The sequence below is a fragment of the Oceanospirillum sediminis genome, from assembly GCF_014164585.1.
Taxonomy (GTDB): domain Bacteria; phylum Pseudomonadota; class Gammaproteobacteria; order Pseudomonadales; family Halomonadaceae; genus Oceanospirillum; species Oceanospirillum sediminis.
In genome coordinates this window covers 1-26059 of sequence record NZ_JACJFM010000005.1, presented here as the reverse complement: position 1 = coordinate 26059, position 26059 = coordinate 1, and the positions used below count along the sequence as shown (strand labels likewise).

25 protein-coding genes and 1 pseudogene are annotated in these 26059 nt (G+C 47.5%); 11 read left to right on the top strand and 15 right to left on the bottom strand.

What is annotated here, in order from left to right:
- Positions 1-57: 57 nt before the first annotated feature.
- Genes H4O21_RS05480 through H4O21_RS05470 form a run of 3 tightly spaced genes read right to left on the bottom strand, consistent with a single transcriptional unit; the run spans position 58 to position 3859 of the window.
- Positions 58-1680, bottom strand: coding sequence for a dihydrolipoyllysine-residue acetyltransferase (locus tag H4O21_RS05480; RefSeq protein WP_182807836.1), 1623 nt, complete (start codon positions 1678-1680; stop codon positions 58-60).
- Between the two features lie 18 nt (positions 1681-1698).
- Complete coding sequence (locus H4O21_RS05475; protein WP_182807835.1) at positions 1699-2676, bottom strand: alpha-ketoacid dehydrogenase subunit beta; 978 nt, start codon at positions 2674-2676, stop codon at positions 1699-1701.
- A complete protein-coding gene (locus H4O21_RS05470) occupies positions 2669-3859 on the bottom strand; it encodes a thiamine pyrophosphate-dependent dehydrogenase E1 component subunit alpha (protein ID WP_182807834.1) in 1191 nt (396 codons plus the stop codon). The genes H4O21_RS05475 and H4O21_RS05470 overlap by 8 nt, the downstream gene beginning before the upstream one ends.
- Positions 3860-4254: 395 nt before the next feature.
- On the opposite strand from H4O21_RS05470, the gene bamJ reads away from it, so the two are divergent.
- The 3 genes from bamJ (at position 4255) to H4O21_RS05455 (ending at position 7642) form a co-directional block, all read left to right on the top strand.
- Entirely contained in the window at positions 4255-4902 is a 648-nt protein-coding gene (bamJ, locus tag H4O21_RS05465; RefSeq protein ID WP_440590221.1) for a BamJ family beta-barrel-assembly machinery protein, read from the top strand.
- 348 nt (positions 4903-5250) lie between these two features.
- On the top strand, positions 5251-6180 hold the full coding sequence (locus H4O21_RS05460; RefSeq protein WP_220495524.1) for a DMT family transporter: 930 nt from the start codon (positions 5251-5253) through the stop codon (positions 6178-6180).
- Between the two features lie 175 nt (positions 6181-6355).
- The gene (locus tag H4O21_RS05455; RefSeq protein ID WP_182807833.1) at positions 6356-7642 is read left to right on the top strand and encodes a cytochrome P450; all 1287 of its coding nucleotides are present in this window, start codon (positions 6356-6358) and stop codon (positions 7640-7642) included.
- A gap of 18 nt (positions 7643-7660) precedes the next feature.
- On the opposite strand, the gene H4O21_RS05450 is transcribed toward H4O21_RS05455, so the two are convergent.
- From H4O21_RS05450 to H4O21_RS05440, 3 genes are all read right to left on the bottom strand, one after another.
- Positions 7661-8095, bottom strand: a complete 435-nt coding sequence (locus H4O21_RS05450; RefSeq protein WP_182807832.1) for a GNAT family N-acetyltransferase — start codon at positions 8093-8095, stop codon at positions 7661-7663.
- 537 nt (positions 8096-8632) lie between these two features.
- A complete protein-coding gene (locus tag H4O21_RS05445) occupies positions 8633-9265 on the bottom strand; it encodes a response regulator (RefSeq protein ID WP_220495523.1) in 633 nt (210 codons plus the stop codon).
- 42 nt (positions 9266-9307) lie between these two features.
- Entirely contained in the window at positions 9308-10699 is a 1392-nt protein-coding gene (locus H4O21_RS05440; protein ID WP_182807831.1) for a cache domain-containing protein, read from the bottom strand.
- Positions 10700-11018: 319 nt separating this feature from the next.
- Between H4O21_RS05440 and H4O21_RS05435 the strand changes: the two genes are divergently transcribed.
- Positions 11019-11429 carry a MarR family winged helix-turn-helix transcriptional regulator gene (locus H4O21_RS05435; protein WP_182807830.1) on the top strand — a complete coding sequence of 137 codons (411 nt, stop codon included), beginning with the start codon at positions 11019-11021 and terminating at the stop codon, positions 11427-11429.
- Between the two features lie 66 nt (positions 11430-11495).
- Complete coding sequence (locus tag H4O21_RS05430; protein WP_182807829.1) at positions 11496-12848, top strand: MATE family efflux transporter; 1353 nt, start codon at positions 11496-11498, stop codon at positions 12846-12848.
- Between the two features lie 161 nt (positions 12849-13009).
- Here the strand turns inward: H4O21_RS05430 and H4O21_RS05425 are convergent, their stop codons facing one another.
- The 3 genes from H4O21_RS05425 to H4O21_RS05415 all read right to left on the bottom strand — a co-directional run bounded on the left by H4O21_RS05425 (position 13010) and on the right by H4O21_RS05415 (position 16144).
- Positions 13010-14293, bottom strand: coding sequence for a TRAP transporter large permease (locus H4O21_RS05425; protein WP_182807828.1), 1284 nt, complete (start codon positions 14291-14293; stop codon positions 13010-13012).
- Positions 14294-14302: 9 nt separating this feature from the next.
- Positions 14303-14854, bottom strand: coding sequence for a TRAP transporter small permease subunit (locus H4O21_RS05420; RefSeq protein ID WP_220495522.1), 552 nt, complete (start codon positions 14852-14854; stop codon positions 14303-14305).
- 198 nt (positions 14855-15052) lie between these two features.
- Positions 15053-16144, bottom strand: coding sequence for a TRAP transporter substrate-binding protein (locus H4O21_RS05415; RefSeq protein WP_220495521.1), 1092 nt, complete (start codon positions 16142-16144; stop codon positions 15053-15055).
- 391 nt (positions 16145-16535) lie between these two features.
- Here H4O21_RS05415 and H4O21_RS05410 point away from each other — a divergent pair, with 391 nt between their 5' ends.
- A complete protein-coding gene (locus H4O21_RS05410; protein ID WP_182807827.1) occupies positions 16536-17423 on the top strand; it encodes an HDOD domain-containing protein in 888 nt (295 codons plus the stop codon).
- A 20-nt stretch (positions 17424-17443) separates the two neighbouring features.
- Here the strand turns inward: H4O21_RS05410 and H4O21_RS05405 are convergent, their stop codons facing one another.
- Entirely contained in the window at positions 17444-17743 is a 300-nt protein-coding gene (locus H4O21_RS05405; RefSeq protein ID WP_182807826.1) for a DUF6482 family protein, read from the bottom strand.
- Positions 17744-18544: 801 nt separating this feature from the next.
- Positions 18545-18730: a hypothetical protein gene (locus H4O21_RS05400; protein WP_182807825.1), complete on the bottom strand. Its 186-nt coding sequence runs from the start codon at positions 18728-18730 to the stop codon at positions 18545-18547.
- A gap of 128 nt (positions 18731-18858) precedes the next feature.
- Here H4O21_RS05400 and gcvA point away from each other — a divergent pair, with 128 nt between their 5' ends.
- On the top strand, positions 18859-19749 hold the full coding sequence (gcvA, locus tag H4O21_RS05395) for a transcriptional regulator GcvA (RefSeq protein ID WP_182807994.1): 891 nt from the start codon (positions 18859-18861) through the stop codon (positions 19747-19749).
- A gap of 29 nt (positions 19750-19778) precedes the next feature.
- Here the strand turns inward: gcvA and H4O21_RS05390 are convergent, their stop codons facing one another.
- Positions 19779-20480 (bottom strand): MOSC domain-containing protein, encoded by a 702-nt coding sequence (locus H4O21_RS05390; protein ID WP_182807993.1) that lies wholly within the window; start codon positions 20478-20480, stop codon positions 19779-19781.
- 185 nt (positions 20481-20665) lie between these two features.
- Between H4O21_RS05390 and H4O21_RS05385 the strand changes: the two genes are divergently transcribed.
- The gene (locus tag H4O21_RS05385) at positions 20666-21349 is read left to right on the top strand and encodes a hypothetical protein (protein ID WP_182807824.1); all 684 of its coding nucleotides are present in this window, start codon (positions 20666-20668) and stop codon (positions 21347-21349) included.
- Positions 21350-21521: 172 nt separating this feature from the next.
- The gene (locus tag H4O21_RS05380; protein WP_182807823.1) at positions 21522-22661 is read left to right on the top strand and encodes a glycerate kinase; all 1140 of its coding nucleotides are present in this window, start codon (positions 21522-21524) and stop codon (positions 22659-22661) included.
- A 137-nt stretch (positions 22662-22798) separates the two neighbouring features.
- On the opposite strand, the gene H4O21_RS05375 is transcribed toward H4O21_RS05380, so the two are convergent.
- Entirely contained in the window at positions 22799-23383 is a 585-nt protein-coding gene (locus tag H4O21_RS05375) for a 2-hydroxychromene-2-carboxylate isomerase (protein ID WP_182807822.1), read from the bottom strand.
- Positions 23384-23486: 103 nt separating this feature from the next.
- Here H4O21_RS05375 and H4O21_RS05370 point away from each other — a divergent pair, with 103 nt between their 5' ends.
- On the top strand, positions 23487-24371 hold the full coding sequence (locus tag H4O21_RS05370; RefSeq protein WP_182807821.1) for a LysR family transcriptional regulator: 885 nt from the start codon (positions 23487-23489) through the stop codon (positions 24369-24371).
- 28 nt (positions 24372-24399) lie between these two features.
- On the opposite strand, the gene H4O21_RS05365 is transcribed toward H4O21_RS05370, so the two are convergent.
- The gene (locus tag H4O21_RS05365; protein WP_182807820.1) at positions 24400-24888 is read right to left on the bottom strand and encodes a thioesterase family protein; all 489 of its coding nucleotides are present in this window, start codon (positions 24886-24888) and stop codon (positions 24400-24402) included.
- A 470-nt stretch (positions 24889-25358) separates the two neighbouring features.
- On the opposite strand from H4O21_RS05365, the pseudogene H4O21_RS05360 reads away from it, so the two are divergent.
- Positions 25359-25565, top strand: a pseudogene (locus H4O21_RS05360) (transposase); the annotation flags it as partial.
- Positions 25566-25681: 116 nt separating this feature from the next.
- On the opposite strand, the gene H4O21_RS05355 reads toward H4O21_RS05360, so the two are convergent.
- The coding region (locus H4O21_RS05355) for a transposase (protein ID WP_182807819.1) at positions 25682-26059 on the bottom strand (378 nt) is incomplete at its 5' end.

The following is a 26059-nucleotide window of genomic DNA, read 5'->3' as shown; positions in this document are numbered from 1 at the left end:
TCACAATGGCTGAACGGAAAAGGCGCAGCCAGATGGCTACGCCTTTAATTACCTGAATTATCTCAGATCGACCAGCATGCTGGTGGGATCTTCCAGGCACTGTTTCCACAGATTGCAGAAGCGGGCGATGGTGCCGCCATCAATCACTCTGTGATCGCCGGACCAGCTAACCTGCATAATGTCGCGCGCCGTGACATTGCCTGCTGCGTCAAAACGTGGCAGGGACTGAGTTCGACCCAGGGCTACAATGGCGGTCTCAGGTTTGTTGATAATAGGTGTTGCCACCGTACCACCCAGAGCGCCAATGTTAGAGATGCTGATCGTACCACCCTTCAGATCTTCCTGACTGACACGACCGGCACGAGCCGCTTCGATCAGTCGGTTAATCTCAACAGCAATTTCACGGATGCTCAGTGCCTGAACGTTTTTCACGTTTGGCACCAGCAGGCCGATTGGCGTATCAACGGCCATACCGATATTGCAGCTGGCCAGGTAGGTCAGTTCGGTGCAATCATCGTTAACGCGGCTGTTCAGTACCGGATATTCCTGTACCGCTAATGCCAGTGCTTTCATAAAGAATGGCATCAGAGTCAGTTTGATCCCGTCCGCTTCCATACGCGGTTTCAGCTGTTTGCGCAGGGCAACCAGTGCTGTGATATCCATCTCTTCCGCGTAGGTAAAGTGCGGAATAGTGGATACGGAACTGACCATCTGACGTGCCATCGCGGCTTTAATACCACGAATTGGCTCAACACGGTCTTCTCCTGCTGCAACAGGCACAGATTGAACAGCCGATGCGCTTTGGCTTGCAGTTGTTGTTTCTGGTGTAGCAACGACTGGTGCAGCTTTAGCAGAACTTCCGCCATTCTCCACAAAGGCCATAATATCGCCTTTCAGCACCCGGCCATCTTTACCGGAGCCTGTCACCAGGCTGATATCGACGTTATGTTCACGGGCGATGCGGCGTACTGCTGGACTGGCCAGGGCTTTGCCCGGACGAGTATCGGTTGCGGTTTCAGCCGGAGCGACAGACGCTGCTGCCGGAGCAGGTTCTGCAACGGTTTCTGCTGCTGACTGAGCAACCGCCGGTGCAGCTTCGTCAGAATCGACTTCAATGGCAAACAGAGGGGCGTGAACCTTAGCGATTTCGCCCTGTTTATAGTACAGCTTAACGATGCGGCCATGGTCCATGCAGGGGATCTGAACCAGGGCTTTATCGGTCATCACATCAGCCACTGGCTGATCTTCAACGACCGCATCGCCTTCCTGAACCAGCCATTCCGTCAGTTCGCATTCAACAATACCTTCACCAATATCTGGCAGGATAAAGTCTTTAACGATTTTTCCGCCAGTGGCCGCTGGTGCTGCTGTCGTTTCCGTGGCTTCTGCGACCGGTGCGGCTTCAGTGGCTGTTTCCGCAGCCGTTTCTTCTGCGTAGTCACCTTCGACTTCTACCGCAAACAGCGGAGCGTGAACCTTAGCGATTTCACCCTGTTTATAATGCAGTTTTACCACTTTACCGTGGTGCATGGCCGGAATCTGAACCAGGGCTTTATCGGTCATCACATCAGCCACTGGCTGATCTTCAGAGATGATATCGCCTTCTTTAACCAGCCACTCCACCAGTTCGCACTCAACGATGCCTTCACCGATATCCGGCAGGATAAATTCTTGAATCATGAGTTACTCCTACCTTTATCAGAAATTAACGCTGCGCTTGATCGCTTCGTAGTTCTTCAGATGATCAGGCATATATTCTTTATCGTGTGCCAGCGGGAATGGAGTATCCAGACCGGTGACACGTTCGATAGGAGATTCCAGATACAGGAAGCATTTTTGTTGAATCTCTGTCGCAATTTCACCAGCAAAACCACCGGTCTTAGGCGCTTCGTGGCTGATCAGCAGGCGACCGGTTTTCTTAACCGATTCTGCTACAGTGTCTACATCCCATGGCAGCAGAGTACGCAGGTCGATCAGTTCACAGGAGATACCGTCTTTGGCTGCCATTTCAACGGCTTTTTCCAGTACTTCCATCTGAGCGCCCCAGCCCAGTACGGTAATATCCGTACCTTGCTGAACCACTTCGGCTTTACCCAGTTCGATCTCGTAATCTTCTTCCGGCACTTCACCTGTGGATGCACGGTAAAGACGTTTAGGCTCAAAGAAAATCACCGGGTTATCGTCACGAATAGACGCTAACAGCAGACCTTTTGCCTGATAAGGGTTACGGGGAATCACCACTTTCAGACCTGGCGTACCAGTAAAGTAAGCTTCCGGAGACTGAGAGTGATACAGGCCACCGTGAATACCACCACCGTAAGGAGAGCGAATTGTCAGGCCGCCTACGCTGAACTGGTCACCAGAACGGTAACGGAACTTAGCGGCTTCGTTCACAATCTGGTCAAATGCCGGGAAGATATAATCGGCAAACTGGATCTCAGCAACCGGTTTATGGCCGCCTGAAGCCAGGCCATTAGCAAAACCGATAATCCCCTGTTCTGTCAGCGGAGTATTAAAGCAGCGGCTTTTGCCGTATTTATCCTGCAGATGACTGGTCGCACGGAATACCCCACCAAAGTGACCAACATCTTCACCGAAACACACGACCTTGTTGTCTTTGCCCATGGCGATATCCAGGGCGTTATTGATCGCCTGGAGCAGATTCATATTACTCATCGTCTAATCTCCCAGCAGTTTTCGGATAGGCTTCAGGGTACTGGCGGATATGAGCTTTCAGCTCATCCAGCTGATCCTGAAGATGCTGTGGAGGGACATCGTAGACATCAGTAATCAGTTCATCGACTTTAGGCGATGGAACAGTTTCCGCTTTCTTCATAGCATCCAGAACGTTCTGACGTTTCTGTGCCATTTCAGCGGCATCCTGTTCTTCGCTCCACCAGCCCTGGGCAATCAGCCAGTTCTTAAAGCGAGCGACAGGATCTTTTTCGCGCCATTTCTCTTCTTCTTTCTTGCTACGGTAGCCGGATGGGTCATCAGATGTTGAGTGAGCGCCCAGACGATAGGTCATGGCCTCAATCAGCACTGGCTGATTTTCTTCTACTGCCAGACGACGGGCTTCCTGAGTGGCTTTCAGTACGGCCAGTACATCATTGCCATCAACACGAATCGCTTTCAGACCATAGGCAACGGCACGGGGCGCAATACCATCACCGGCGAACTGCTCGCTGGATGGGGTTGAAATGGCATAACCGTTATTACGGCAGAAGTAGATTGCGGGTACTTTGTAAACACCTGCCATATTAATCGCAGCGTGGAAGTCACCTTCAGAGGCGGCCCCTTCACCAAAGTAACAGATCACACAGTTCTGCTTCTCTTCCAGCTTCAGACCGTACGCATAGCCGGCTGCTTGTGGCAGCTGAGTGGCCAGCGGAGAAGAGATGGTCATGTAGTGTAGTTCATTTGATCCGTAGTGAATCGGCATCTGACGACCTTTACCCAGGTCGTTTTCGTTACTGAACAACTGATGCATAAACTGCTCCAGAGGGAAACCTCTGAATGCCAGAGCACCCTGTTCACGGTACTGAGCCATGATCATATCTTCAGGATCAAGGGCAGCAGTACTGCCGATATCAGCAGCTTCCTCACCGATTTCGGTCATGTAGAAGCTGATACGGCCCTGACGCTGAGCAGCGACCATACGTTCGTCCAGCGCGCGGATAAACAGGAAAGTATCGTATATCTTCAGCGCCAGTGCCTGATCGATTTCTGGCAGTTCAGCACCTTCATAAGTGGTGCCATCCTGACGCAGAATTTTCAGCGTTGGGGTTTCCAGGTCATCGCCACTGATAAAAACAGGTGCGTGTACAACCTGGGCTTCGGACTGCTTTGAGTTACTCATAAGCTTCCCTTATTGTTCTTGTCTTAAGCCATCTGATTGTGTCAGAGGTGCAGATCTGAGCGGATTGTGTCTGCCTCTGTTACTGTAAACTGATGCGTTTACGGTGACAGCGATCTGAACTCTGAAACGAACATTGCCGGGTTCCCCGGACAGTAAAACGTCTTCTATTTATGCCGTGGAACGTCTTTGTTCTATAGAAAGCTATAGACAGAAAACCTGGCAAAGTCACGTTCCTACACATCAGACTATATGAAACGTTTACGTAAAAGTAAACCAGATATGGTTTAAAAATCTGCTTATTTTGCCATGAATAGTGGATTTTCCTGCGCACTAAAATAAAGCAGGCTTTATTGCTATCTGAGTACACGCTGGTAATGTTGACTCAGATTGGTAAAATGCTTTTTCTTTTAAAATCAATTGGTAGTGAAATAATGAGCGAACTGGCAACAGTAGAAGCAAAAGTAAGTTATGGCATTGGTCGTCAGATGGGCGAGCAGCTGGCAAGCAGTGGTATCGATGGTCTGGAACTGGATCACGTTGCTGCTGGCCTGCGTGAAGCGTTTGAAGGCGCTGACAGCCGTCTGACAGACATGGAGCTGCACGAAGCTTTTGAAGTAATTCAGCAGCGCCTGGCTGAAAAGCAGAAAGCTCAGCATCAGGTAGAAATTGATGCAGGTAACGCTTACCTGGAAGATAACGCTAAAAAAGAAGGCGTTACTGTCACTGAATCCGGCCTGCAGTACGAAGTACTGGCAGTTGGTGAAGGTGAAAAGCCTGCCGCAACCGATAAAGTTCGTGTTCACTACCACGGTGAACTGATCAGTGGTGAAGTATTTGACAGCTCTGTACAACGCGGTCAGCCAGCAGAATTCCCGGTAAATGGCGTAATTAAAGGCTGGGTTGAAGCTCTGCAGCTGATGCCAGCAGGTTCTAAATGGCGCCTGACTATTCCTCAGGACCTGGCGTATGGCGAGCGTGGTGCGGGCTCTATCCCTCCATACTCTGTGCTGGTATTTGAGGTTGAGCTGCTGGACATCCTGTAATAACAGGCTGCTGACAGTAAAATCATCTATCTGAAAACAGACAGATGCTGAAAAAACCGGTCTTATGGCCGGTTTTTTTATGTCTGCTGATTTCTGGCAGAAACTACCCGTTTACGCCAATCGGTAAAATGCCTGGTCTGCTCCACATGAATCTCATGTGCCATCAATATTATAACGAAAGACCAAAAAAGTGCGCTCGTTGTTTTCCGGATGTTATAAGTATAGGTAATGACGCTAATGATTCATGCATCGATCAATTATCTGGCTTTGTTGCGCACTTTGCTGTCGGTATAGTCTCTGTATGGCTTTCAGTAGCAATAATACAGAGATTATACCGGAGAGTGTATTTTGACTCATCAGCATCAGCCTTTATTGATTGGCTTCCTGTGTGCCCTGGCGGCCACCATCATCTGGTCTGGCAATTTTGTGGTGGCCCGTGGGCTTATGGATCAGGTTCCGCCAATCACACTGGCTTTCCTCCGCTGGCTGGTAGCCACGGCTGTTTTTCTGCCATTTGCGATTAAACCGATACAGCGGGAGTGGCCTCTGGTCTGGCAGCATAAAGGCTTTATTCTCGCTCTGTCTGTACCCGGTGTGGCCTTGTTTAACACTCTGATTTACGTGGCCAGTCATACAACCACTGCGATGAATCTTTCCCTGATTGCGATTACCTTTCCTGTGTTTGTGATTGTTCTGGCCCGGATATTTCTTAAAGAAGCCATCGGCTTTAATAAACTGGCGGGTATTGTGCTGGTGATTATCGGCGTGGTGGTACTGGTTTCAGGAGGTGACTGGCAGAGGCTGGCTTCGCTGACTTTATCTGCGGGAGATGGCTGGATGTTACTGGCGGCGATCTGTTTTGCCGGTTATAGCTTGATGATGAAATTTTCTCCGAAAGGTATCAGTGGCTGGTCTTTGCAGTTCGCTTCTTTTGTTCCCGGATTACTGATGCTGCTGCCATTTTGTCTGTATGAACTGTATCAGCAGTCATTTTCCGTGATGAGCATTAATACCGGGGCCTGGGGAGCTATATTTTATGTCGGAGTGATGGCATCGTTTCTGGCCTATCTGGTATGGGGACGAGCGATTGCCATTCTTGGACCGGTACGATCATCTCTGGTGTATTACACCCTGCCAGTCTTCAGTGGTTTGCTGGCCTGGCTGCTGTTAGGAGAAAACATTACGACGGTACACCTGTTCAGTATGGGGTTGATTTTATCCGGGGTCGTCATTGCCCTGGTTAACTTTAATCGACTAAGGTCCGGAAAACACATCTGATTAATGTTTAAGAGCTTTTCTGCCAAAACGGGTTACATATATACCTGGGTGGCAGGTATGAGATAACAACAGTTTTCACAAATCCAGGCTGTATTAGAGTGTAATAAATAAAATTCATTCAAATGGTTAATATGGTGGCTCGCAAGGAAATCCAAACAAGAATCAGGAGAGAATCATGGGCCACTATCTATCAAAACTCAGTGCTGTACCTTGTGATCAGCAATGGTCAACACTGTATCAATGGATACAAAAAGATCCGCAGGTGTTATATCACGAACTCAGACATGAGTGCCCGGTCCTTCAATTACCAGGAGTTACTGTCGTCAGTCGGTTTTCAGACTGTACGACGGTATTGCGTCAGCATGATATTTTTACTGTGGCCCTGTATAAACCCAAGCAGGGCGAATACTGGATGGCTCAGGACGATACAGCCAGACACTGGCGGGAAAAGTCTGTTATGCGCTCCATTCTGGATTTTGAGCAGCTGCCGGATATCCGGGGTTTTGTCGCCAGCCAGGCAGCGAAAGTGCTACAAGAGGCAGATGGTTCAGTTGATGTGGTCAGCGGCCTGTCCCGTGCTATTCCGGTCAGATTGGTGCAGGACTTTTTTGGCTTTGACGGCATCACTGAAGAAGAGCTGTTAAACTGGTCCTTCTGGAGCCAGTACGATGCTTTCCATAATCAGCCTTTCAATGCCTCAGATGTCAAAGACCCGGCACTGGTAAGCGCTAACCGGATTAAAGGCAGTGAAGAGATGGCAACCTATCTGGGAGCCCTGTTACAGCGTCGTATTGCCGATCTGAAAGCAGGAGAGCAACTGGATGACCCTGCATCCCGACTGATTAAACTGTCTCTGACCGGAGCGCTGGACTTTGACCTGACCCGTGTTGCCCAGAATGTCGGTGGCCTGCTGATTGGAACCGTAGAAACCACATCCAATACCGTGGTAAATGCTATTTCTGAACTTCTGAACAGAAAAGATATTCACCAACAGCTGCATCAACTGGCACAGCAAGAGGATACAGCAGAGTTTGACCACTATGTTTTTGAAGCTCTGCGTTTTAATCCGGCCTTCCCGTACCTGTTCAGAATGTGTGAGCAGCAGACTGTTCTGGCAGAGGGTACTGAATTTGCGACTCAGGTAGAACCCGGCACCATCGTCATTGCTCTGGTCGGCTCTGCTATGTTCGATGAGACGATCTTTGCCCGTCATGATGAGTTTTTGCCTGGCCGCTCAGAAACCAATACCTTCCATTTTGGTTACGGCATGCATGAATGTCTGGGGATTCATATCGGACGCGTCATGATTCCTGAAATAGTACGCCAGATCTTCTTACTGAATGATGTGCAGGTTGATGGCTGTATTGATTACAAAGACGGTCCCTTCCCCGAGCAGTTTGATATCCGCTGGAAAACAGAATCTGCCTCAGGATATCAGTGTCGCGGTGTGGAATATGCCTGATAACCAATAAGAGTATATTCAGATAGTTAATCGGAACACCTGCTGAACTTTATCTGCCGAAAAGCCACAACTCAGGTAAAACTGGTGGGTGGCTTTACGTTTATCGTTACACCGCACTCTCAGGGTAGTCTGTTGCTTATGGGCTTCCTCAGCAGCCTGCTGAACCAGTTTCTGACCGATTCCCTGACGACGAGAGTCTTCACTGACCACCAGACCGCCTATTTCAATAAAACTATCAGAAGCGACTCTCAATGCCTGAAAGAAATGAATCCAGCCCTGTAACCTGCTTTCTGTCTCATATACCCAGATCTGATCCCGGTCTGAATGCTGTAAAGTGACTAATCGTTGTCTTTGCTCCGCTTCACTGCATAGAGAGTAACCCAATGCTGCGGATAGTTGCAGGATCTGAGCGGCATCATCAGGTGTAGCCGGTCTTAGTCGTCCTGTTGGCATAATCATGTTCCATAATGAGTAGTGAGAAGAAAAGGATTCAGCTATTTATCAACAGAAATGATATTTCTCCATAGGTTATCAGTAAAACTCTGTATCAGAAAAAAGATTTTAATACAGCCAGAATACATCTTTGTACCTGCGGCAACATACCAGGATATAAACGGACATATTCCATTTTGCCAGTTTTCCCTAAACTGGTTTTCAGTGATCAGGCGCATGCTTCTGATTATGTGTATCAAAAATCAGATCACGGATACACGTTAACAGCTGTTTTTTAACATGACTGTTTTTTGTTCCGGGTTTAAGGAAAAGACCAGTATTTACTATGTTGGAGGTAAGCCGACTGCGACTTTGCAGTAATGAACAGAGCACTTTTCTTTCTTTTTCAATCGTTATGTTTTTCAGACAGACTGTCACCGGGCCTTTGCGCCCGTTTTTTTATCCAGGTAAAAGAAAAGAGGCTGACAGATACCCAGCAGAATATCTGCCCGCCATAGAAAAGGTCTACGGTCACTGATGCCGGACAGGATATGTCAATTAATCGATCAGGCCGTTTTCTATAGCATATCGTGCCAGCCCTGCAGCCGTATGGATATTAAGCTTTTGTTTAATGTTCTGACGGTGGGTTTCAACCGTTCGCACACTGATATCCAGAATACGGGCAATCTCTTTATTACTTTGCCCCTCCGCCAGGTGCTTCAGTACAGTTGATTCTCTGGGTGTTAATCCACTATCCGGTTGGGCTGGAGGTATAACAGTTTCTGCTCTGAACAGGCTTTGTGAAGCACCTGAGCTAAAATAAGTGCCTCCCTGATGCACAGTTTCAATCGCTTTAATCAGTTCATCTGAGCCGACATCTTTTAAGATATAGCCAGAGGCACCTCCCTGGATAAGCTGCATAATATATTCCCGGTTGTCATGCATACTCAGGATCAGAATACGCAGATCCGGCCAGGTCTCTTTGAATATCCGGGTGGCTTCAAGACCATTCATGACCGGCATACTGACATCCATCAGCACCACATCGGGCAATTGTTGTCGGGCAAAGTCCAGAGCTTCCTGTCCGTTCTGAGCTTCACCAGCAATATAAATACCCTGTTCTGATTCCAGACGGGCTCTGATGCCATCTCTTACCAGAGGATGATCATCAACAAGTAATACATTAATCATGTTCTGCTTTATCTCTGTTATCTCCGGCTAACCTGAAGTCATTCAGGTGCTGGCCTGTTCAGTTTGTTGTTTTAATAAGGGTTCCCAGCTATGCATGGGAAAGATTGCTTTTATGCGAGTGCCGCCACGAGGGGCGGAATCAATAATAAATTCTCCGGCCAGAAACTCGGTGCGCTCCTGCATATTTCGCAGGCCAATCCCCCGGCCTGCCATGACCTCCCGGACATTAAAACCGTTGCCGTTATCCGCCACGGACAACCAGAAAGTATTGCCATTCCAGCCCGTGGCTACAGTGATCTCACTGGCATCCGCATGGCGTTCAATATTGGTCAGGGCCTCCTGGGTGATACGATACAACGTCGTTTCTATCTGTTCTGGCAGTCGCATACGACATGGTGGTGTTTTTTGTAGCACCCGGATCTCAGTGCGTAGTCTGAACTCTTCCAGCAGAGCTGTCATAGCAGGTATAAGCCCAAGATCATCCAGCACACTGGGACGAAGATCCCTGGAAATACGTCGTACTTCCTGGATCGCTTCATTGAGAACATCCGTGGCTTTGGCCAGATCTTCCTCAGCATCATCTGTGAGTTTAGCGGCTTTACTGGCACCTAGCTCTATTCTGAACTTGGCAGAAACCATCAGCTGATTAATGCCATCGTGTAACTCTCTGGAAAAACGCCGCCGCTCTGACTCCTGAAACTGAACGGTTTTATGGACCAGTTCCTTAAGGCGGGAATCGGCCAGTCGATGCTCATGGACATTAAACAGAATCACAAACACCACAATTAAAGCGACTGTGACAGAGGTGATGGCCAGGACAGTGAAAAAGGTATTACGTATATTTTTACCAACTTCCTGGCGGATTTTGGCGACTTCTCTGGCAATATCATCAATGTACAGACCTGTTCCCAGCATCCATCCCCATTCCGGCAGATCAATCACGTAACTGATTTTTTCTGACTCCATCCCGGTCGATGGTTTATTCCACATATAGTGATGATAACCGCCACCTTGCCCGGACAGTTCAAGTAGACTACGGATGACAAAGTTACCTCTGGTATCTTGCATATCCATCAGGTTTTTACCTACCAGCTCTGGTTGGGCGGGGTGTACCAGATTATTACCCTGCTGATCGTAAACAAAGAAGTAGCCATCTGAACCGTAGGTGATGGCGTCCAGAATCTGTTTTACCTGAGCACGGGCCTGATAATCATCCACCGAATGAGCCGATACAATAGGGCTGATACTGGACAAGGCCAGACTAACGTAGTGCTGTAGCTCGGTTCTTTTCGATTCCAGCAGATTGTGCTCAAAAATAGCAATCTCTGTTTCACTCAGGCTTCTGACCTGCTGAACGCTGATCAGAGTAATACTGGTGGTGACCAGCATCAAAGGGACCAGTGCCAGTAATAGTATTTTGGTTCTGAGACTCATAGTGTTCCGGCTGCTTCTGGCTGATAAACCAGGAAAACATGAATGCCTATACCGAGTTAAACCAGTCTGTCATGACAAGTTTATTCCGATGCTTCTTTTATCATTGTCGGTATTCACGGTGTTTACAGCAAGTTACTCCAGTGGAAAGTCAGGGCTTTTAAGTAGTTTTCGGGAAGGTCTGCGTAATATTACTGAGCTGGATTTCAATTAAAGCCTTTGACCGTGATGGGAGTGGTTAAGTGCTCTCCTGTTGAGTTAATCGACCCATTTAGTTATAGTTGCTAACTAAATAAAGTAAAGAGTTTAAGCGGAGATATCAATGGCTCTGGAAGTTAATCTGGAAAAGCTGGAGCGTTTAGCCGCCAGAATCTGGCGGGAGCACAATAAAGAAGATCCTATTTCACAGCTCAGCTTCACGGAATATGACTATCTGAAAGTGATTCAGGTGGCCAAAGAACCCATTCGTCTGACTGATCTGGCTTCCGAGCTGGGAGTCTCCAAGCCATCGGCAAGCAATATGGTTAAACGCCTTGAGAGAAAGGAGCTGGTTAACCGAATTCCTTGTTCGGAAGATGGCCGGGCTCAGCGATTGATTCCCTCTGAAAATGCACTGCACCACCTGAAATCAGAAGCGGTGGTATACCGCGAGATGGCCAGTGAGATCGCAGAGAAACTATCCACAGAAGAAGCGGCTTTTCTGGATATTTTACTGACAAAAGCATTGAAATAATTTTTAATCATTTAGTTAGCATAACTAACTAAATTACCCTGTAAACACTAACAGGTAAAGTGAGCGATGAACGCAATCTCAATTTATTCTCAATTCTGGCGTTATACCCTGCCTACCGTCGCTGCGATGCTGGTCAATGGTCTGTATCAGGTCATTGATGGCATCTTTATTGGCCATTATGTGGGCGGTGAAGGGCTGGCTGCGATCAATATGGCCTGGCCTGTAATCGGCTTTCTGGTAGGAATTGGCATGATGGTGGGTGTCGGCACCGGTATTCTGGTGTCTATCCGTCAGGGAGAAAATAATATCCCGGATGCCAGGCAGGCATTAACCACTGGTTTGAGTCTGCTATTGATTCTGGCTCCATTGCTGGCACTTGCTCTGAACCGCTGGGCTGATCTGTTTATGCAATGGCAGGGAGCGGAAGGGCGAGTGGCTGATCTGGCTCTGGAGTATCTGCAAATCCAGGTTTTCAGCTGTTTGTTTACACTGGGCGGTGTTGCTCTGCCATTTTTGCTGCGTAATGACAACAGCCCGAACCTGGCAACATTGTTGATGGTTGTGGGCGCAGTACTGAATTTTGTGCTGGATTATCTGTTTATAGCCTGGTTGAACTGGGAGTTACAGGGTGCCGCTATTGCCACCGGATTAGCACAGTTTGTCGTAACACTGATTGGTGTGGCTTACTTTTTCTCCTCCAGAACCGAGTTGTATTTGAGTCTGCACAACTGGCAGATTGATGTCAGACGCTTTCCTCAGGTACTCAGTCTGGGAGCTTCCAGCTTTTTCATGTATATCTATGGCTCTGTGATGGTGGCGCTGCACAATGCCATGCTGATTCAATATGGTACCCCCATTCTGGTCGGAGCCTATGCGGTGATAGGCTATATCATCATGATCTACTATCTGCTGGCAGAAGGTATCGCCAATGGTATGCAGCCTCTGGCCAGTTATAACTATGGCGCTCAGCGTCATGACAATATTGTTAAGCTACTGAAAGTGGCAATGGGCTCAGCCATATTAATCGGTGTGTTATTTGTGCTGGTAATGAACACCTGGCCCGTTCAGATTGTTAGTGTGTTTAACAACAGTGATGCTGAGCTGATTGATGGTGCGGTTGCAGGAATTCGCTGGCATATGTTTGCTCTGTTTCTGGATGGTCTTATGGTGGTTGCTGCAGCGTATTATCAATCTATAGGGCAAAGCAAAAAAGCGATGCTGATTACCGTGAGCAATATGGTAGTACAGTTTCCATTCCTGATGATTTTGCCTGTTTTCTTTGATGTGATCGGGGTGTGGCTGGCGTATCCGGTATCGAATATTGTTATTGCCGCAATGGTGCTGATAATGCTGTGGCGTGATTTTCGAAACCCGGTGTCAGCTTCTGATGCGATAAAGTCTGAGATGGAAGCCTGTTGAGCAAAATACTGAAAAAGGCCTCCGCAAGGAGGCTGTATCAGAATCTTCTATGGAGTGGACAACAACATAAAGAGGTGGATACCAAAGGGAATCCACCCGGCTAATCAGAGCAGCTCTGACGAACCGGGCAAAAATCGGAAGTATATGCATTCCGGTAAGGATCAGAATCCCATGTATTCCGGGAAGAATAGCAGCAGGGCCAGCACCAGCACCTGCAGAGCAATAAAGGGCATAACACCTTTATAAATATCCATAGTCGAGACGCCATCCGGGGCGACCCCTTTCAGGTAGAAGAGGCTGAACCCAAAGGGCGGAGTCAGGAAGGATGTTTGCAGGTTCATCGCGATAAGGATCGCAAACCAGGTCATATTGATGCCCAGCATTTCAGCAATAGGCACCAGAATTGGCACGATGATAAAGGAGATCTCAACAAAGTCGATAAAGAAGCCCAGAATCAGGATCACCATCATAGACAGCACCAGAAAGCCCCACTTTTCGCCCGGCAGGCTTAACAGTACTTCTTCAACAATCTCTTCACCGCCGGTATAAGAAAATGCCATTGAGAAAGCGGTTGCTCCCAGCAGAATAGCGAATACCATAGCAGTGACTTTCACGGTTTCGATACCGCTGTCCATGATCATTTTCCAGCTGAACTGGCGGTAAAATATCGCCAGAACTACGGCACCAACACCACCCAGAGCCGCGGATTCAGTCGGAGTAGCAACACCGGCAAAGATAGAGCCCAGTACCACCAGGATTAGTGCCAGTGGCGGTACAATAGCTTTGATCGCTTTAAAATACAGAGCCTTGCGATCAATGCTGTCGTCCATTGGCATCGCCGGAGCAACCTCAGGCTTCAGCCAGGTGTAAACCAGAATATAGATGATATAAATCGCAATCAGCAGGAAACCGGGGCCAACAGCAGCCTGGAACAGATCACCCACCGGGATGCCCATCACATCACCCAGAATAATCAGAATAATCGATGGCGGAATAATCTGTCCTAAGGTCCCAGATGCGCAGATAGTGCCGCAGGCCAGACGTTTGTCATACTGATATTTCAGCATGACGGGCAATGAGATCAGTCCCATAGCAACAACTGAAGCACCAACAACACCGGTAGAAGCAGCCAGCAAAGCACCTACCAGGATGGTCGAGATAGCAATACCACCACGTACCTGACCAAATAGGGTGCCCATAGATTCCAGCAGCTGTTCTGCCAGACGGGTTTTCTGCAGCACCAGACCCATAAAAATAAATAACGGAATCGCCATCATCACCGTATTCTGCATAATGCTCATAATACGGAACGGCATAAAGGCAAACATATCGATGCCTTCGGCAAATACGCCAAAGATCAGTGCCACACCACCAAAGGTGAAGGCTACCGGAAAGCCCAGCAGCAGCAAAACCAGCGCGGTTGCAAACATTAAAATACCAATCATGCTGGCCTCCTATAGCTCGGTCTTGTGATAAACAGATTTGTGATGCCCCAGCAGGGTGTTAACTGAGTTCAGTAACAGGCCCAGTCCGCTAACGGCCATAAAGGCAAAAGAGACAGGGATTGCAGCTTTAATAATCCAGCGATGGGACAGGCCGCCCGGATCACCACTGCTTTCGCCCAGTTCATAGGCTTCCTTCACAAAGTCGATACCAAACCAGGTGACCAGACCACAAAAGGGCAGCAGGAAAACAATCGTGCCGAACAGATCGATCCATGCCCGGCCATTAGCAGACAAACGCTCATAAATCAGGTCAACACGTACGTGACCTCCAGCTCTCAGGGTAAAAGGCACACCAAACAGAAAAGTGGCGGCGAACAGGTGCCATTCCAGCTCCTGCAGAGCGATGGAGACATCATTCAGAAGATAGCGAGCCAGTACGTCGTAAAAGACGTTGATCAGCATCGCTAGAAAAATCAGGGCGGAGAAGGTGCCCAGTCGGTCGGAAATCCAGTTAAGGATATTTTCCAGCCGTACCAGAGCAGGCACAGATGTCGCAGACATATGCTTTTCCTTTCGGGTATAGGTTCAGGCGTGGTTGCAGATGTAATTCAGGGTGTTTCGGGGTTGCTCTGACATTACTCACAGAGCCAGGATGTCAGCCTGAAGCAGAAAAAGTGCGATGTGCACTTTCCCTGCTTCTGTCCGGTTAAGGTTTAGTCTGTAAACAGCTATACCTGTCCGGATCTGTTTTGCTGATGGTTATTCACCCGCAATAGAATCCAGATACTGCTTGTCAGCAATATTGGTCCAGCCACGTACCTGTTTCAGGTATGCCGCCTGAGATTCGATAATCTCTTTAGCAACAGGATTTGAAGCCGCTTTTTCCGCCAGCAACTTATCGTTTGCACTACGCATCGCTTCAATGACTTCAGCCGGGAAGCGTTTAACTTCAATATTCGGATATTCCTGCTTCATAGTGGCCCAGTTCTCGCCAGAGGCATGCGTGGACTGGATATACATATCGTATGCAGCAGTACGCATGGCAACACGCAGGATTTCCTGCAGATCTTCAGGCAGTTTCTTCCAGCTACGCTGGTTGATCAGGAACTGCAGCTCTGTAGCAGGCTCATGCCAGCCTGTGTAGTAATAAGGGGCAATTTTGTGGAAGCCCATGCGCAGATCCAGAGATGGGCCTACCCATTCCAGGGCATCAATAGTACGACGCTCCAGAGAGGTGTACAGTTCACCGGTTGCGATATTAGTCGGTTTAGCGCCCAGCTCTGCCAGTACTTCACCGGCAAAGCCCGGAATACGCATTTTCAGACCTTTCAGGTCTTCAACACTGTTGATCTCTTTCTTGAACCAGCCACCCATCTGAACACCGGTATTACCACCTGGGAAAGACATCAGGCGATGACGCTTATAGACCTTCTCCATCAGCTCCATACCGCCGCCAAAGTAGAACCAGCCATACTGTTCCGGCGCTGTCATACCAAATGGCATCGTGGTGAAAAACAGTGTATTCGGATCTTTACCTTTCCAGTAATAGGATGCGGTATGGCCCATATCATACTGACCACCTTTAACCATATCAAAGATCGCCAGTGGAGCTTTATGCTTATTAGAAGAATCAATAGTGATCTTCAAGCGTCCATTGGACATTTTCTCTGCCATCGCAGCCATATTACGCGGTGCATCGCCAAAGATAGGGAAGTTTGTCGGCCAGCCCTCAGCCATTTTCAGGCGATAGACTTTATCTTCGGCCATAACAGGAGAGGCCAGCAAGCCCAGACAGGTAGCCGCAGCCAGAGCCTTCTTACCAAAAGAGAGTTTTTTCAGTGCGCTAAACATTATTTTTATCATCCTAAGCGTTTTTGTTGATCTTTTCTTTATATCGGGAAAAGACGTCTCTGCTGGTCGGCAGAGATTAAATTCAAGCGCTGAAATAATGTCAGAGCTCTGTTTGTCGCTGTATTGGGATGAATACGCACGGAGACAGCTGAAACTACGTAGCGATACTACGAGAAACTACGTAGGTAATTAACAGAGATATTTATACTGAGTATGACGCTCAGAAGTGAGTAACTCAGCACCTGAACCACACTGTTGCGTAACAAGCGATCATATTCTCCGATTGCCGGTTGACTGATATCAAGCGGCACTTATTCAGACAACTAAAACCGCTTTAAATTTATGGACTAAGACTTAAAATAGCGGGAATAAATTCAGCAGGGTTGAGCATATGTACAAGGATAAAAATAAGAAGGTTGCCAGTGATAATAAACCCTATGTGATACCAGCTCGCCCTGAAGCCCTGATTACCATAGTAGAGTTGATGAAAACCGGTGATCCGGATGCCGGGGAAATTGCAGAGATACTGAAGAAAGATGTCTACCTGTATGCCAGTGTCCTGGCTGCGGTGAATACCCCTCATACCGGACTGTGTAAAAAAATTACCGACCTGTCGCATGCGATCACTTTACTGGGAGTGGACAAACTGTTTGCTATTGTACGTCTGGCTGCACTTAAAAACAGCCTGAGTAAAACAGGGCGTCTTGATCGCTTTTGGGATAGTGCGACGGAAGTGGCGGAGCTGTCAGCCAGTCTGGCAAAAAAGCTGACGGATGCCGATAGCCATAAAGCTTATACCCTGGGGATGATGCATGACTGCGGTATACCGCTAATGCTGGAAAGCCAGCCTGAATATAAAGCTTTTCTGAGAACCGTGAATGGTAATGATCTGACATCAGTAAGTATTGCAGAACAGGAACGTTTTGGTATCGATCACTTTGCTCTGGGGGCCGATATTGCTGAAAAGTGGTATATGCCTGAGTATATTTGCGATGCTATTCGCCTGCAGGCACATTATGATCAGGTCCTGACATCAGATATTGAATGTTCAGACGAAGCAAGAACTCTGTTAAGTATTCTGATTCTGGCAAAAGACATCAGTAGTATCTATCGTCGTTTCTGGCGAATTTACGATACTACAGACCCTTTGCCAGAGCTCAAAGAAGTACTGAAGTACATAGGGGTGCCGGATATAGAATATCTGGATCTCAGAGAAGATTTTCTGGGATATATGGTTCAGAAAGATCTTAATGACAGTAACTCACAACAACAGGGCTGACCCATAGCCCTGCTTACACCCTATGCTGAAAGCGGTGTATGCATTACCGATAGTGTCTCTTTAGTCTCCAGTATGATGATTTTATCAGGCTCGTTATCCTGAGAGATCACTGTTTCAGTAAATCCGGATTTTTTCAGGGCATCAAATGCCTGATCCAGGCTTCTGAAAATCAGCGGTTTATCTCGCCAGTTTGTCAGTGAGTGCTCCTGCCCATTCAGCAGAATGCGCACTTCATACTGGTTGTGTGTCACATGAGCGAGAACTTTTGAACGGATATCCTTATGGCTTTTAGTAAGCTGTCTGATTTCTTTTATTTTCATTCCTTTTCTCCTTGTTATCTGTATTTTCGTTGTCTCATATACCTTTTATAGAGGACCAGCAGTTCTGTATTCAGTTCCACAAATCCCGTAGTGGGTAGTTAATTTTAATTCTGCTTTATATCTGACAAAATATTGTATTTCTGGCTGATATACAGCCAGCCTGCAGAACGCTTAGACAGGCATCAGAACAAAAAGCCTCTCTGTAAAAAAGGGCTACCTCTGCTGTTCCGATATGCACAACAACCAGAAAACAGAATGAATTCCCGGTATTACTGAGGAAATCAGGTGAGACATATTTCTGTCATGCTTTAAATACATAACGCATTTCTTTCAACATGTCAAAGAAACATACTGTGTTTTTTGAACCTCTTCTGGTAAAGAAAACCTTGGTTCTATAAAGAATGCAGCATATGTTGATACGAAATAGCAAAAATCAGATTGATTATCTGTAGTGGGCAGGATATAAAATCAGGGTGTTAGCGGAAAGTATAACAAGACTGTTGATTTCGTATTGTTATAAAACGCACTCAATACGATAAAACTTAAGAATAAAGCCAGGGCAGATCATAAAGATAAACAGCAGAGAAAAGCGGGTGCCTCTATATTCTGAGCGGATGCAATATATCCGGGCTTACTTATTCAGTGCAGATTGAACCGTGAGTTTACTCTTCAGGCAAACAAAAACGGGCTTTACTGCGCTGACTCAGAGACCCCCCATCAGGGGTTAAATTCCTGATTTCCTCTTATGCTTGTTATGGTACTACGTATCAATCAGTCACTTCAGACCGATATAGTCCTGATTTAGTGGGCAGGACGGCGCAGTTCAACAGAGATTTTCGGCAGACGCAAAGATAATTTCTTAGCGATAGATTTTTTCATGTCTGCAAACATTTCTGACAGGTAAGCGTCACGCTCACGTTTTGCTGCAACGATGTAATAATCTACGTCGATATTGCCGTGTTGATCAAATTTAATGTCATTATTCATTTTAGTTACTCCATTTGTCGAGTGGTGTCTTGTTCAGATGTGTGTATGTTAAGCCTAAGGCGCCTATTGTAAAAGAGACGTTTTTTGATCAGAATGATGAGAAAATCTAATCATTTGTGAGGTGAGTTATCCGTAAACTTCCCCCAATGAACTCCCTGAGAGTGTTTGAGGCTGCCGCCAGGAACGAAAGCTTTGCAGCAGCAGCAGATGAGCTGTTTATTACCGCTTCTGCTGTCAGTCATCAGATTAAGGGTCTGGAGCAGTATCTGGGCTTATCTCTTTTCAGAAGAAACAAGCGCAAAGTAGAACTTACTCCCGTGGGAATGGTATACCTGCAATCAGTACGTCAGGCTCTGGATGAGATTGAAGCGGCGACCTACCGAATCACTTCAAACCCGGAACGGGACACAGTCACCATCAGTGTGGCACCTAATTTTCTGATTCGATGGCTGATGCCAAGAATGAACCGTTTTCAGGAAAAATACCCGGATGTTGAGCTTCAGATCAGTGCATCATCAGGTCTGATTGATTTCAATAAACAGAATACCGATATGGCCGTGTATTATGGTCATGGTGACTGGCATGATATTGAAGTTCACTTCCTGCGCAACGTACTTCTGGTTCCTGTCTGCGCGCCTTCGCTGATGAATAGTAAGGAAGCACTGGATAGCCCTGAGGATCTGAAAAAACATACTCTGATTCACGTGAGCAAACGTCTGCATGAGTGGCCTGAATGGCTGCAACTGGCAGGGATAGAATACAAAGGCTTTCGTCGGGGGCTACAGCTATCCAGTGGGCAACTGGCAACGGGTGCCGCACAGGAAGGGCTGGGAGTGGCTCTGGCCGACAGCACCCTGACATCCAGAGAAATTGAAGAAGGACGTCTGATCATGCCGTTCGATATTCAGCTGGATACTCATAAGTCTTTCTATCTGGTCTATCAGAAAAATCGCCCGTTATCCTACGGTATGCAGGTGTTTAAAGACTGGATGATTGAAGAGATGCAGGACGGCCTTTGATCTGACAAATCAAAGGCCCTGTTAACGGTTTACTCTGTCCGGCCCAATAAACGAAAGTTCCAGTTTTCGACCGTATTATGCTCCAGTCGTTGCTCAACTTTACTCATCCAGCTGGCTGACAGGACGGCTTGTTGCTGTAACCGTAACAAGCCGGTTCTGTTCAGCGGATCACCAAAAAATATTGCACAGACCTGATGAACTGTCATAGCATTATCAGGCCGATGGATCAGTTTCAGAGCATCCTGTTCGCTGACCAATCCGGCCTGAATCACCCGGTAAAGCCAGCCACAACGACTGATTTCCTGCATATCAACAGAAAAGTGATCAATATCCCAGCGACGGTTTAACTTAAAACAAGGTGATCTGGGCTGGCTGATTTCAATAATAGCCTCGCCCCACTGATAACGATCGCCAATGCAGACATTATTTTCCAGCATGCCCTGAGTGCTCAGATTTTCTCCCATGCCCGGTGCACACCAGTCATCCGCATGACTTTGTTCTGAGTACTTTTCGGCCCAGTACCGGTAATGTTCTGCCGGGTATTGATGTAATGCCCGCTCAGGGCCTCCGTGGTGTTTGTGGTCGGCGCATTCATCGCCTTCAAGTCCGGTTTCAGATAAGTATATTTTTCCGGTCACCGTTTTTTTATCGATTGCCGTTTGCAAACCATATTTCTGTTCTGTTTTACCGGTAAAAACGGCCAGAGGACAGACCGATTGTTCAGAGATCATCACAGACAGGCTCCTTTTTCTGATAGCCAGGTGCGGCTGATATCAGGTATCTCAGACAGCATAATATTTTCACACATTAATTTTCAGTTTTATCAGAACTTAAAAATTGATTTTTTTCAGCCAGTTACACTATGGTAACACCCTTCAATACCAATAAACTTGATTGTTCCGGGTGAGGTGAAAGAGTGTTATTCAGTCCCATTAAGATCATGACGCATTATGCAGCAGTCTTCTTGTTGCTGTCTGCCAGTCATTTGTATGCGGCCGACAAAGCTCAGTGCACTCTGAATGAACACTCACCAGATGTTTCATTACAACTGAGAACACCTGAGATTCACTATTCTGAACGACTGGATTCAGAAGGTATTGCTCGTATTTCAGGAGGGTTGCATAGCCGCGCTCCTGGCTGGAAACAGACTGGCCTGACTCATGGAACTGAAACCACTGAGTTCAGCCTGACAACGCGATCAGCCAGACAACCCAATGGTCAGTTATGTACGGTGATTGATCAGCTGGATGTGACCCTGGGTTTTAAAGTCATGGCCGTTTATATCGCTCGCCGATATCATCCCGGCTCCTGTGAATATCAGGTTATTCGCCAGCACGAGCAAACCCATGTCAGTATTAACCAGAATACATTACTCAGCCATAACGACAGAATACTACGGTCACTGACACTGTTTGCAGAATCTTTGATGCCTGTCGTGTCAGAGTCAGCCAGTCAGGCCAATGAACGACTAAAAGCTTTGATTGCCGTCAAACTGAAAGAGCTTTACCGACCTGTGCAAGTAGAGCGACAGCAGGCTCACCAGGAAATCGATAGCCGAGCGGCTTATATCAGAAGCCAGACCCGGTGCTCAAACTGGTGACCCGGTCTGGATTACCCCAAAAATCAGCGTGCAGGACTTCTGGCTTTATCGGAACTCTGCAGAGATACACACCTGAACAAAGTATTCCGGTATTTGAAAGCCACGGGCAGGAGAATACGGTAATCTTTGATCGAAAATTTTTTTCAGGTGTATAGATTGGTCAGGAGCCATTATGAAAATTGTTATTGCACCGGATTCTTTTAAGGAGAGCCTGAGCGCCATTGATGTTGCCAGAGCAATTGCTACAGGTTTTAATCAGCATTTTCCCGATGCAGATTATCACCTTATCCCTGTAGCTGACGGTGGTGAAGGAACCACTCAGGCTCTGGTAGATGCAACAGGTGGCCAGATATATACGGCTCTGGTTTCCGATCCTCTGGGACGCAAAACAGAAGCCCATTGGGGAATACTGGGAGATGGCGCTACTGCCGTCGTTGAAACGGCGGCAGCATCTGGCCTGGACCTGTTAACTGCAGATGAACGAAACCCTTTACTTGCGACGACCTATGGAACGGGAGAGCTCATTCAGGAGGCACTGAACAAGGGCGTTCGCCGGATTATTCTCGGTCTGGGCGGCAGTGCCACCAATGATGGTGGTAGCGGGCTATTAGTGGCTTTAGGCGCTGAACTGCTGGATGCTGATCATCAGCCATTAACCGCCGGAGGAGGGGATCTGTCCCGACTGAAAACACTGGACCTGAGTAAACTCGACTCCAGACTGGCAGAAACAGAGATCCTGCTGGCCTGTGATGTGGATAATCCCCTGACAGGCCCAGAAGGAGCTTCGGCAGTATTTGGCCCTCAAAAAGGCGCCTCTGAAACAATGGTTGCTGAACTGGATTCTGCACTGGCCCATTTTGCAGACCATCTGGAAAAAGCCTGTGGCAAAAGTATTCGGAATATACCCGGAGCAGGTGCCGCAGGAGGCTTAGGCATAGTATTGTTTGCCCTGGCCAACGCCCGAATGAACAGTGGGATTGATATTGTACTGGATGCCGTTGATATCGACACTCAACTGGAAAATGCTGATCTGGTAATTACCGGTGAAGGCCGGATCGACAGCCAGACGATTCACGGCAAAACTCCGATAGGTGTGGCCAGACGGGCTAAAGCCCGTGGATGCCCGGTCATTGCCCTGGCGGGCGCTGTAGCCAATGATGCTGATGTTGTTTATGAGCACGGTATTGATGCTCTGTTCAGTGTGGTACCGGGTGCTCAGGCACTGGAACAGGCACTGGCGGATGCGGAACAGAATCTGGTGACTTGCGCCCGCAATGTTGCGGCAGTCTGGAAAATGCAGTCAGGCCATTGAATGCTGCCCCCCGGTTATTCAGATAACCGACATCTATCGCAGCTTGTTGGCTATCTGGCTGTAAGACACTCTCTGTGCAGGTCCGGCCGTTGGCTCCTGCGGACCTGTTTACAGAGATTAGTGCGTTATTGTTTGCCTCAGGATAATGCCCGTTCCACCCAACCCAGCCTGTCCTGACCAAAATAGATCTCATCTTCGACAAAAAAGGTGGGGGCCCCAAAAACGCCTCGCGCCGTGGCGGCTTCTGTAGCCTGAATCAAGGCCTGTTTAATTTCGGGCTGAGATACAGCGGCCATGATCTCTTCGCAGGGCAGATCAGCCTGTTGCAGAACATCAACCAGTGTCTCTGGTGATGACAGATCTTTACCTTCCGCCCAGGCGGCAGTAAACATAGCTTTATTATACTCTTCCAGCTTACCATTACTGGCAGCCCAGATTGCACCACGCATGGCTGTCACTGTGCTGAAAATAAAGTGAGGATTCATCTGGTAGGGTACGCCGTAATACTCCGCATGCCGGGCAAAATCTTTCTGCATCCATTGCCATTTAGCAGGAATCGTAGCCGGACTGGTATTGCCGTTGTTTTTGAACAGACCACCCAGAAGCACTGGATGATAATGAATACTTGCGCCTGTTTTTTCACAAATGGCTTCCAGCTGTGTCCAGGCCAGGTAAGATGCCGGGCTGATATAATCATAATAGAAATCAACGCTTTTACTCATCTGCTTATCCTCCATTACTATTTTGTCCGAATAGAGTGTATGCTGTCCTCAGCAATAGATAAAATCGATTATATAAATGCTAATAATAAATGGTGTTTATGATATGGAATTACAGCAACTACGCCTGTTTTTAGCCGCAGCAGAAGCAGAAAGTTTCACCCGTGGAGCAGAAAGGGCTTTTGTATCTCAGCCTGCTCTGTCTGCATCCATATCCAAACTGGAAGCTGAAATGGGGGTAAGACTTTTTACCCGGAATAAACGCAATGTAGTGCTGACTCCCGCAGGGAGAACTCTGGTTAAGCGGGCCAGAGTCATTGTCGGAGAATGCTCAAGGGCAAAGGATGAACTAAAGCGACACAATATTCAGAGTCTGCTCCGATTGGGTGTGGTCAATACCTTGCCCATTACTCTGGTAGCACGTCTGATCGAACAGTATCGACGGGATCACCCCGGAATAACTCTCAGCGTGATTGATGCCAGCAATAAAGACCTTGAACAACTGGAGCAGGAAGATCGTATTGATATGGCATTAACACTGCTACAGGATAAGCCATCGGGCCAGCGGCGTTTTACACGTGCCAGAGAACTGTTCAGGGAAAGCTATCGTCTGGCCGTTCCGGCAGACCACCATCTCAGTCAGTCCCCGGTTGTCAGTTTTAATGACCTGGAGAATGAACCCTTTGTGATTCGTTCCCATTGCGAGCACCGGAAGATTATTCAGGGGATTCTCAAGTCGAGAGAGATTCGGTTAAATATTGCCTATGTGACAAATCAGGACGATAGAGCGATGGCTCTGATCAAAGCAGGTATCGGAATAGCCATTGTGCCCGAGTGCTATCAGGCTCCCGACATTGTGACCTGCGCGATACAGGAAATCAGTACACAGAGAGTAATCGGCTTCGAATGGGGAGACGGGGAAAATAGTGATCAGGTCAGCCCGTTTATTGAATTTTCGGCCACAGCCCGCTGGGGACAAAGCAGGCAGTGAAACCGCAAAAAGAGCCTGGCAGGGGCAATTATTTTCGCCGAATACCTATCGTACGCCCGATATTCTCTGGCCTGGGAAGATCTTGTTGCTCAGCCGCTAACCGTTCAATATTAGCCATAATCGCTTCCGGGAATACACTGCTTTTGCGTGCATTCAGATCCACACACATAGCCATCTGTTCCAGTGTCGAGGCCAGATATTCACTACCATCTTCATTTTTAGCATACATTTCGAAATAGAAGTGCAGACGTTTACTGTCATGATCCAGCAGTTGCATTCTGACCTCTACCGGCTGATCCAGCACGACCTCATTGTTGTAGGTGATATGGTTTTCCAGCACCATCCAGGAAATCCCTGTTTCCTGACTAACCTCTGCGCCCAGGCCGAGACTTTTGACAACTTCTTCACCGGCATGATCAAAAATCAGAACGTAGTAAGCCACATTCATATGGTCGTTATAATCAAGCCATTCTGGTTGGATTGAGGTCTGGTATATCACTGGTGCTCTATTACTCATACTTTAGACTCCCTGGTAAAAACATATTAATCTGAATAAGTTACACCGGAACAAAAGCCTTCTGATGGCTCTGGCCTGAGATTGTAAAATACAACACGAAACAATCTTACCCCGATCAGCTCTACTCAGGATGCCAGATAGACAGGTCTTGCCCGGTCTGGCATTTTGCTTCACGGTTTCTGATTGATCAGAGACTTTATACCATTACTGATAAATTCTTTGATATTCAGGTAGGTTGGATAAGCGAAGCGCCATCCGACACTGACCTGGATACCTGATTATTGTCGGAAGGCGCCTACGGCTTTTCCGACCTATAGCAACTTATCGGGATTGGTATTATTCAGGTATTTCACTACGGAATACTGCCTAATCCAGGCTGCGACAGCAAGCTCTTCAAACCAGCGCAAACTGAGGTGGTCTAATAGATGTAGCCAGCCCAGTTAAGGATAATCCTCTTAACTGGAGAGAAAATAATGACCAGAAAAAGTTACACCAAAGAATTTAAGCTGGATGCCATTTCATTGGTACCCGAACAGGATTATAAAGCCGCTGAAGCAGCCAGAAGCCTTGAGATCAATGACAATATACTCAGACGCTGGATTAAAGAGCATCAGGCTCAGGATGAACAGGCCTTTCGGGGCAATGGTAAGCTAACAGATGAACAGCTGGAAATCCGCTTAACTGGACTGGTAGTATTTGCTTGACCACGTCATATCCCTCTTTTCTCCCTTTTTGATGTAATTAGTCAGCCCTGAAAAAGTCAGGTTTCTATCTAACCGAGCATCGGTTGGCTTTATTGCTCCAGGAAATAAAGCCAACTGATTTTCTGCTCCCCACCTGCAGTTTGTACGATAACCAAAGCCTGAATGACACCCTTGTATTCAAACAAAAAGAAAAGGCTCATCCATTTCCTCAAATTCCAGGCACAAGCCGCCATTAACAGGTTTATTGCATCACCTTCGCTACCTTTCAGCCAGTTCCTGGAAAGTCGATAATCCTGTTTCAGATGCCCTATGATGGGTTCAATCGCTGATCGCCTCCTACAGAGCGTCCTCTTTCGATTCCTCTCTTGTTCGCTGTCTCTTTTCAACGGTGGGCCAGGCAAAATAACTTCGGCATCAACCGTGCGCTTTGAACCTCGATACCCCCGATCAACCACTGCCGCTTCAAT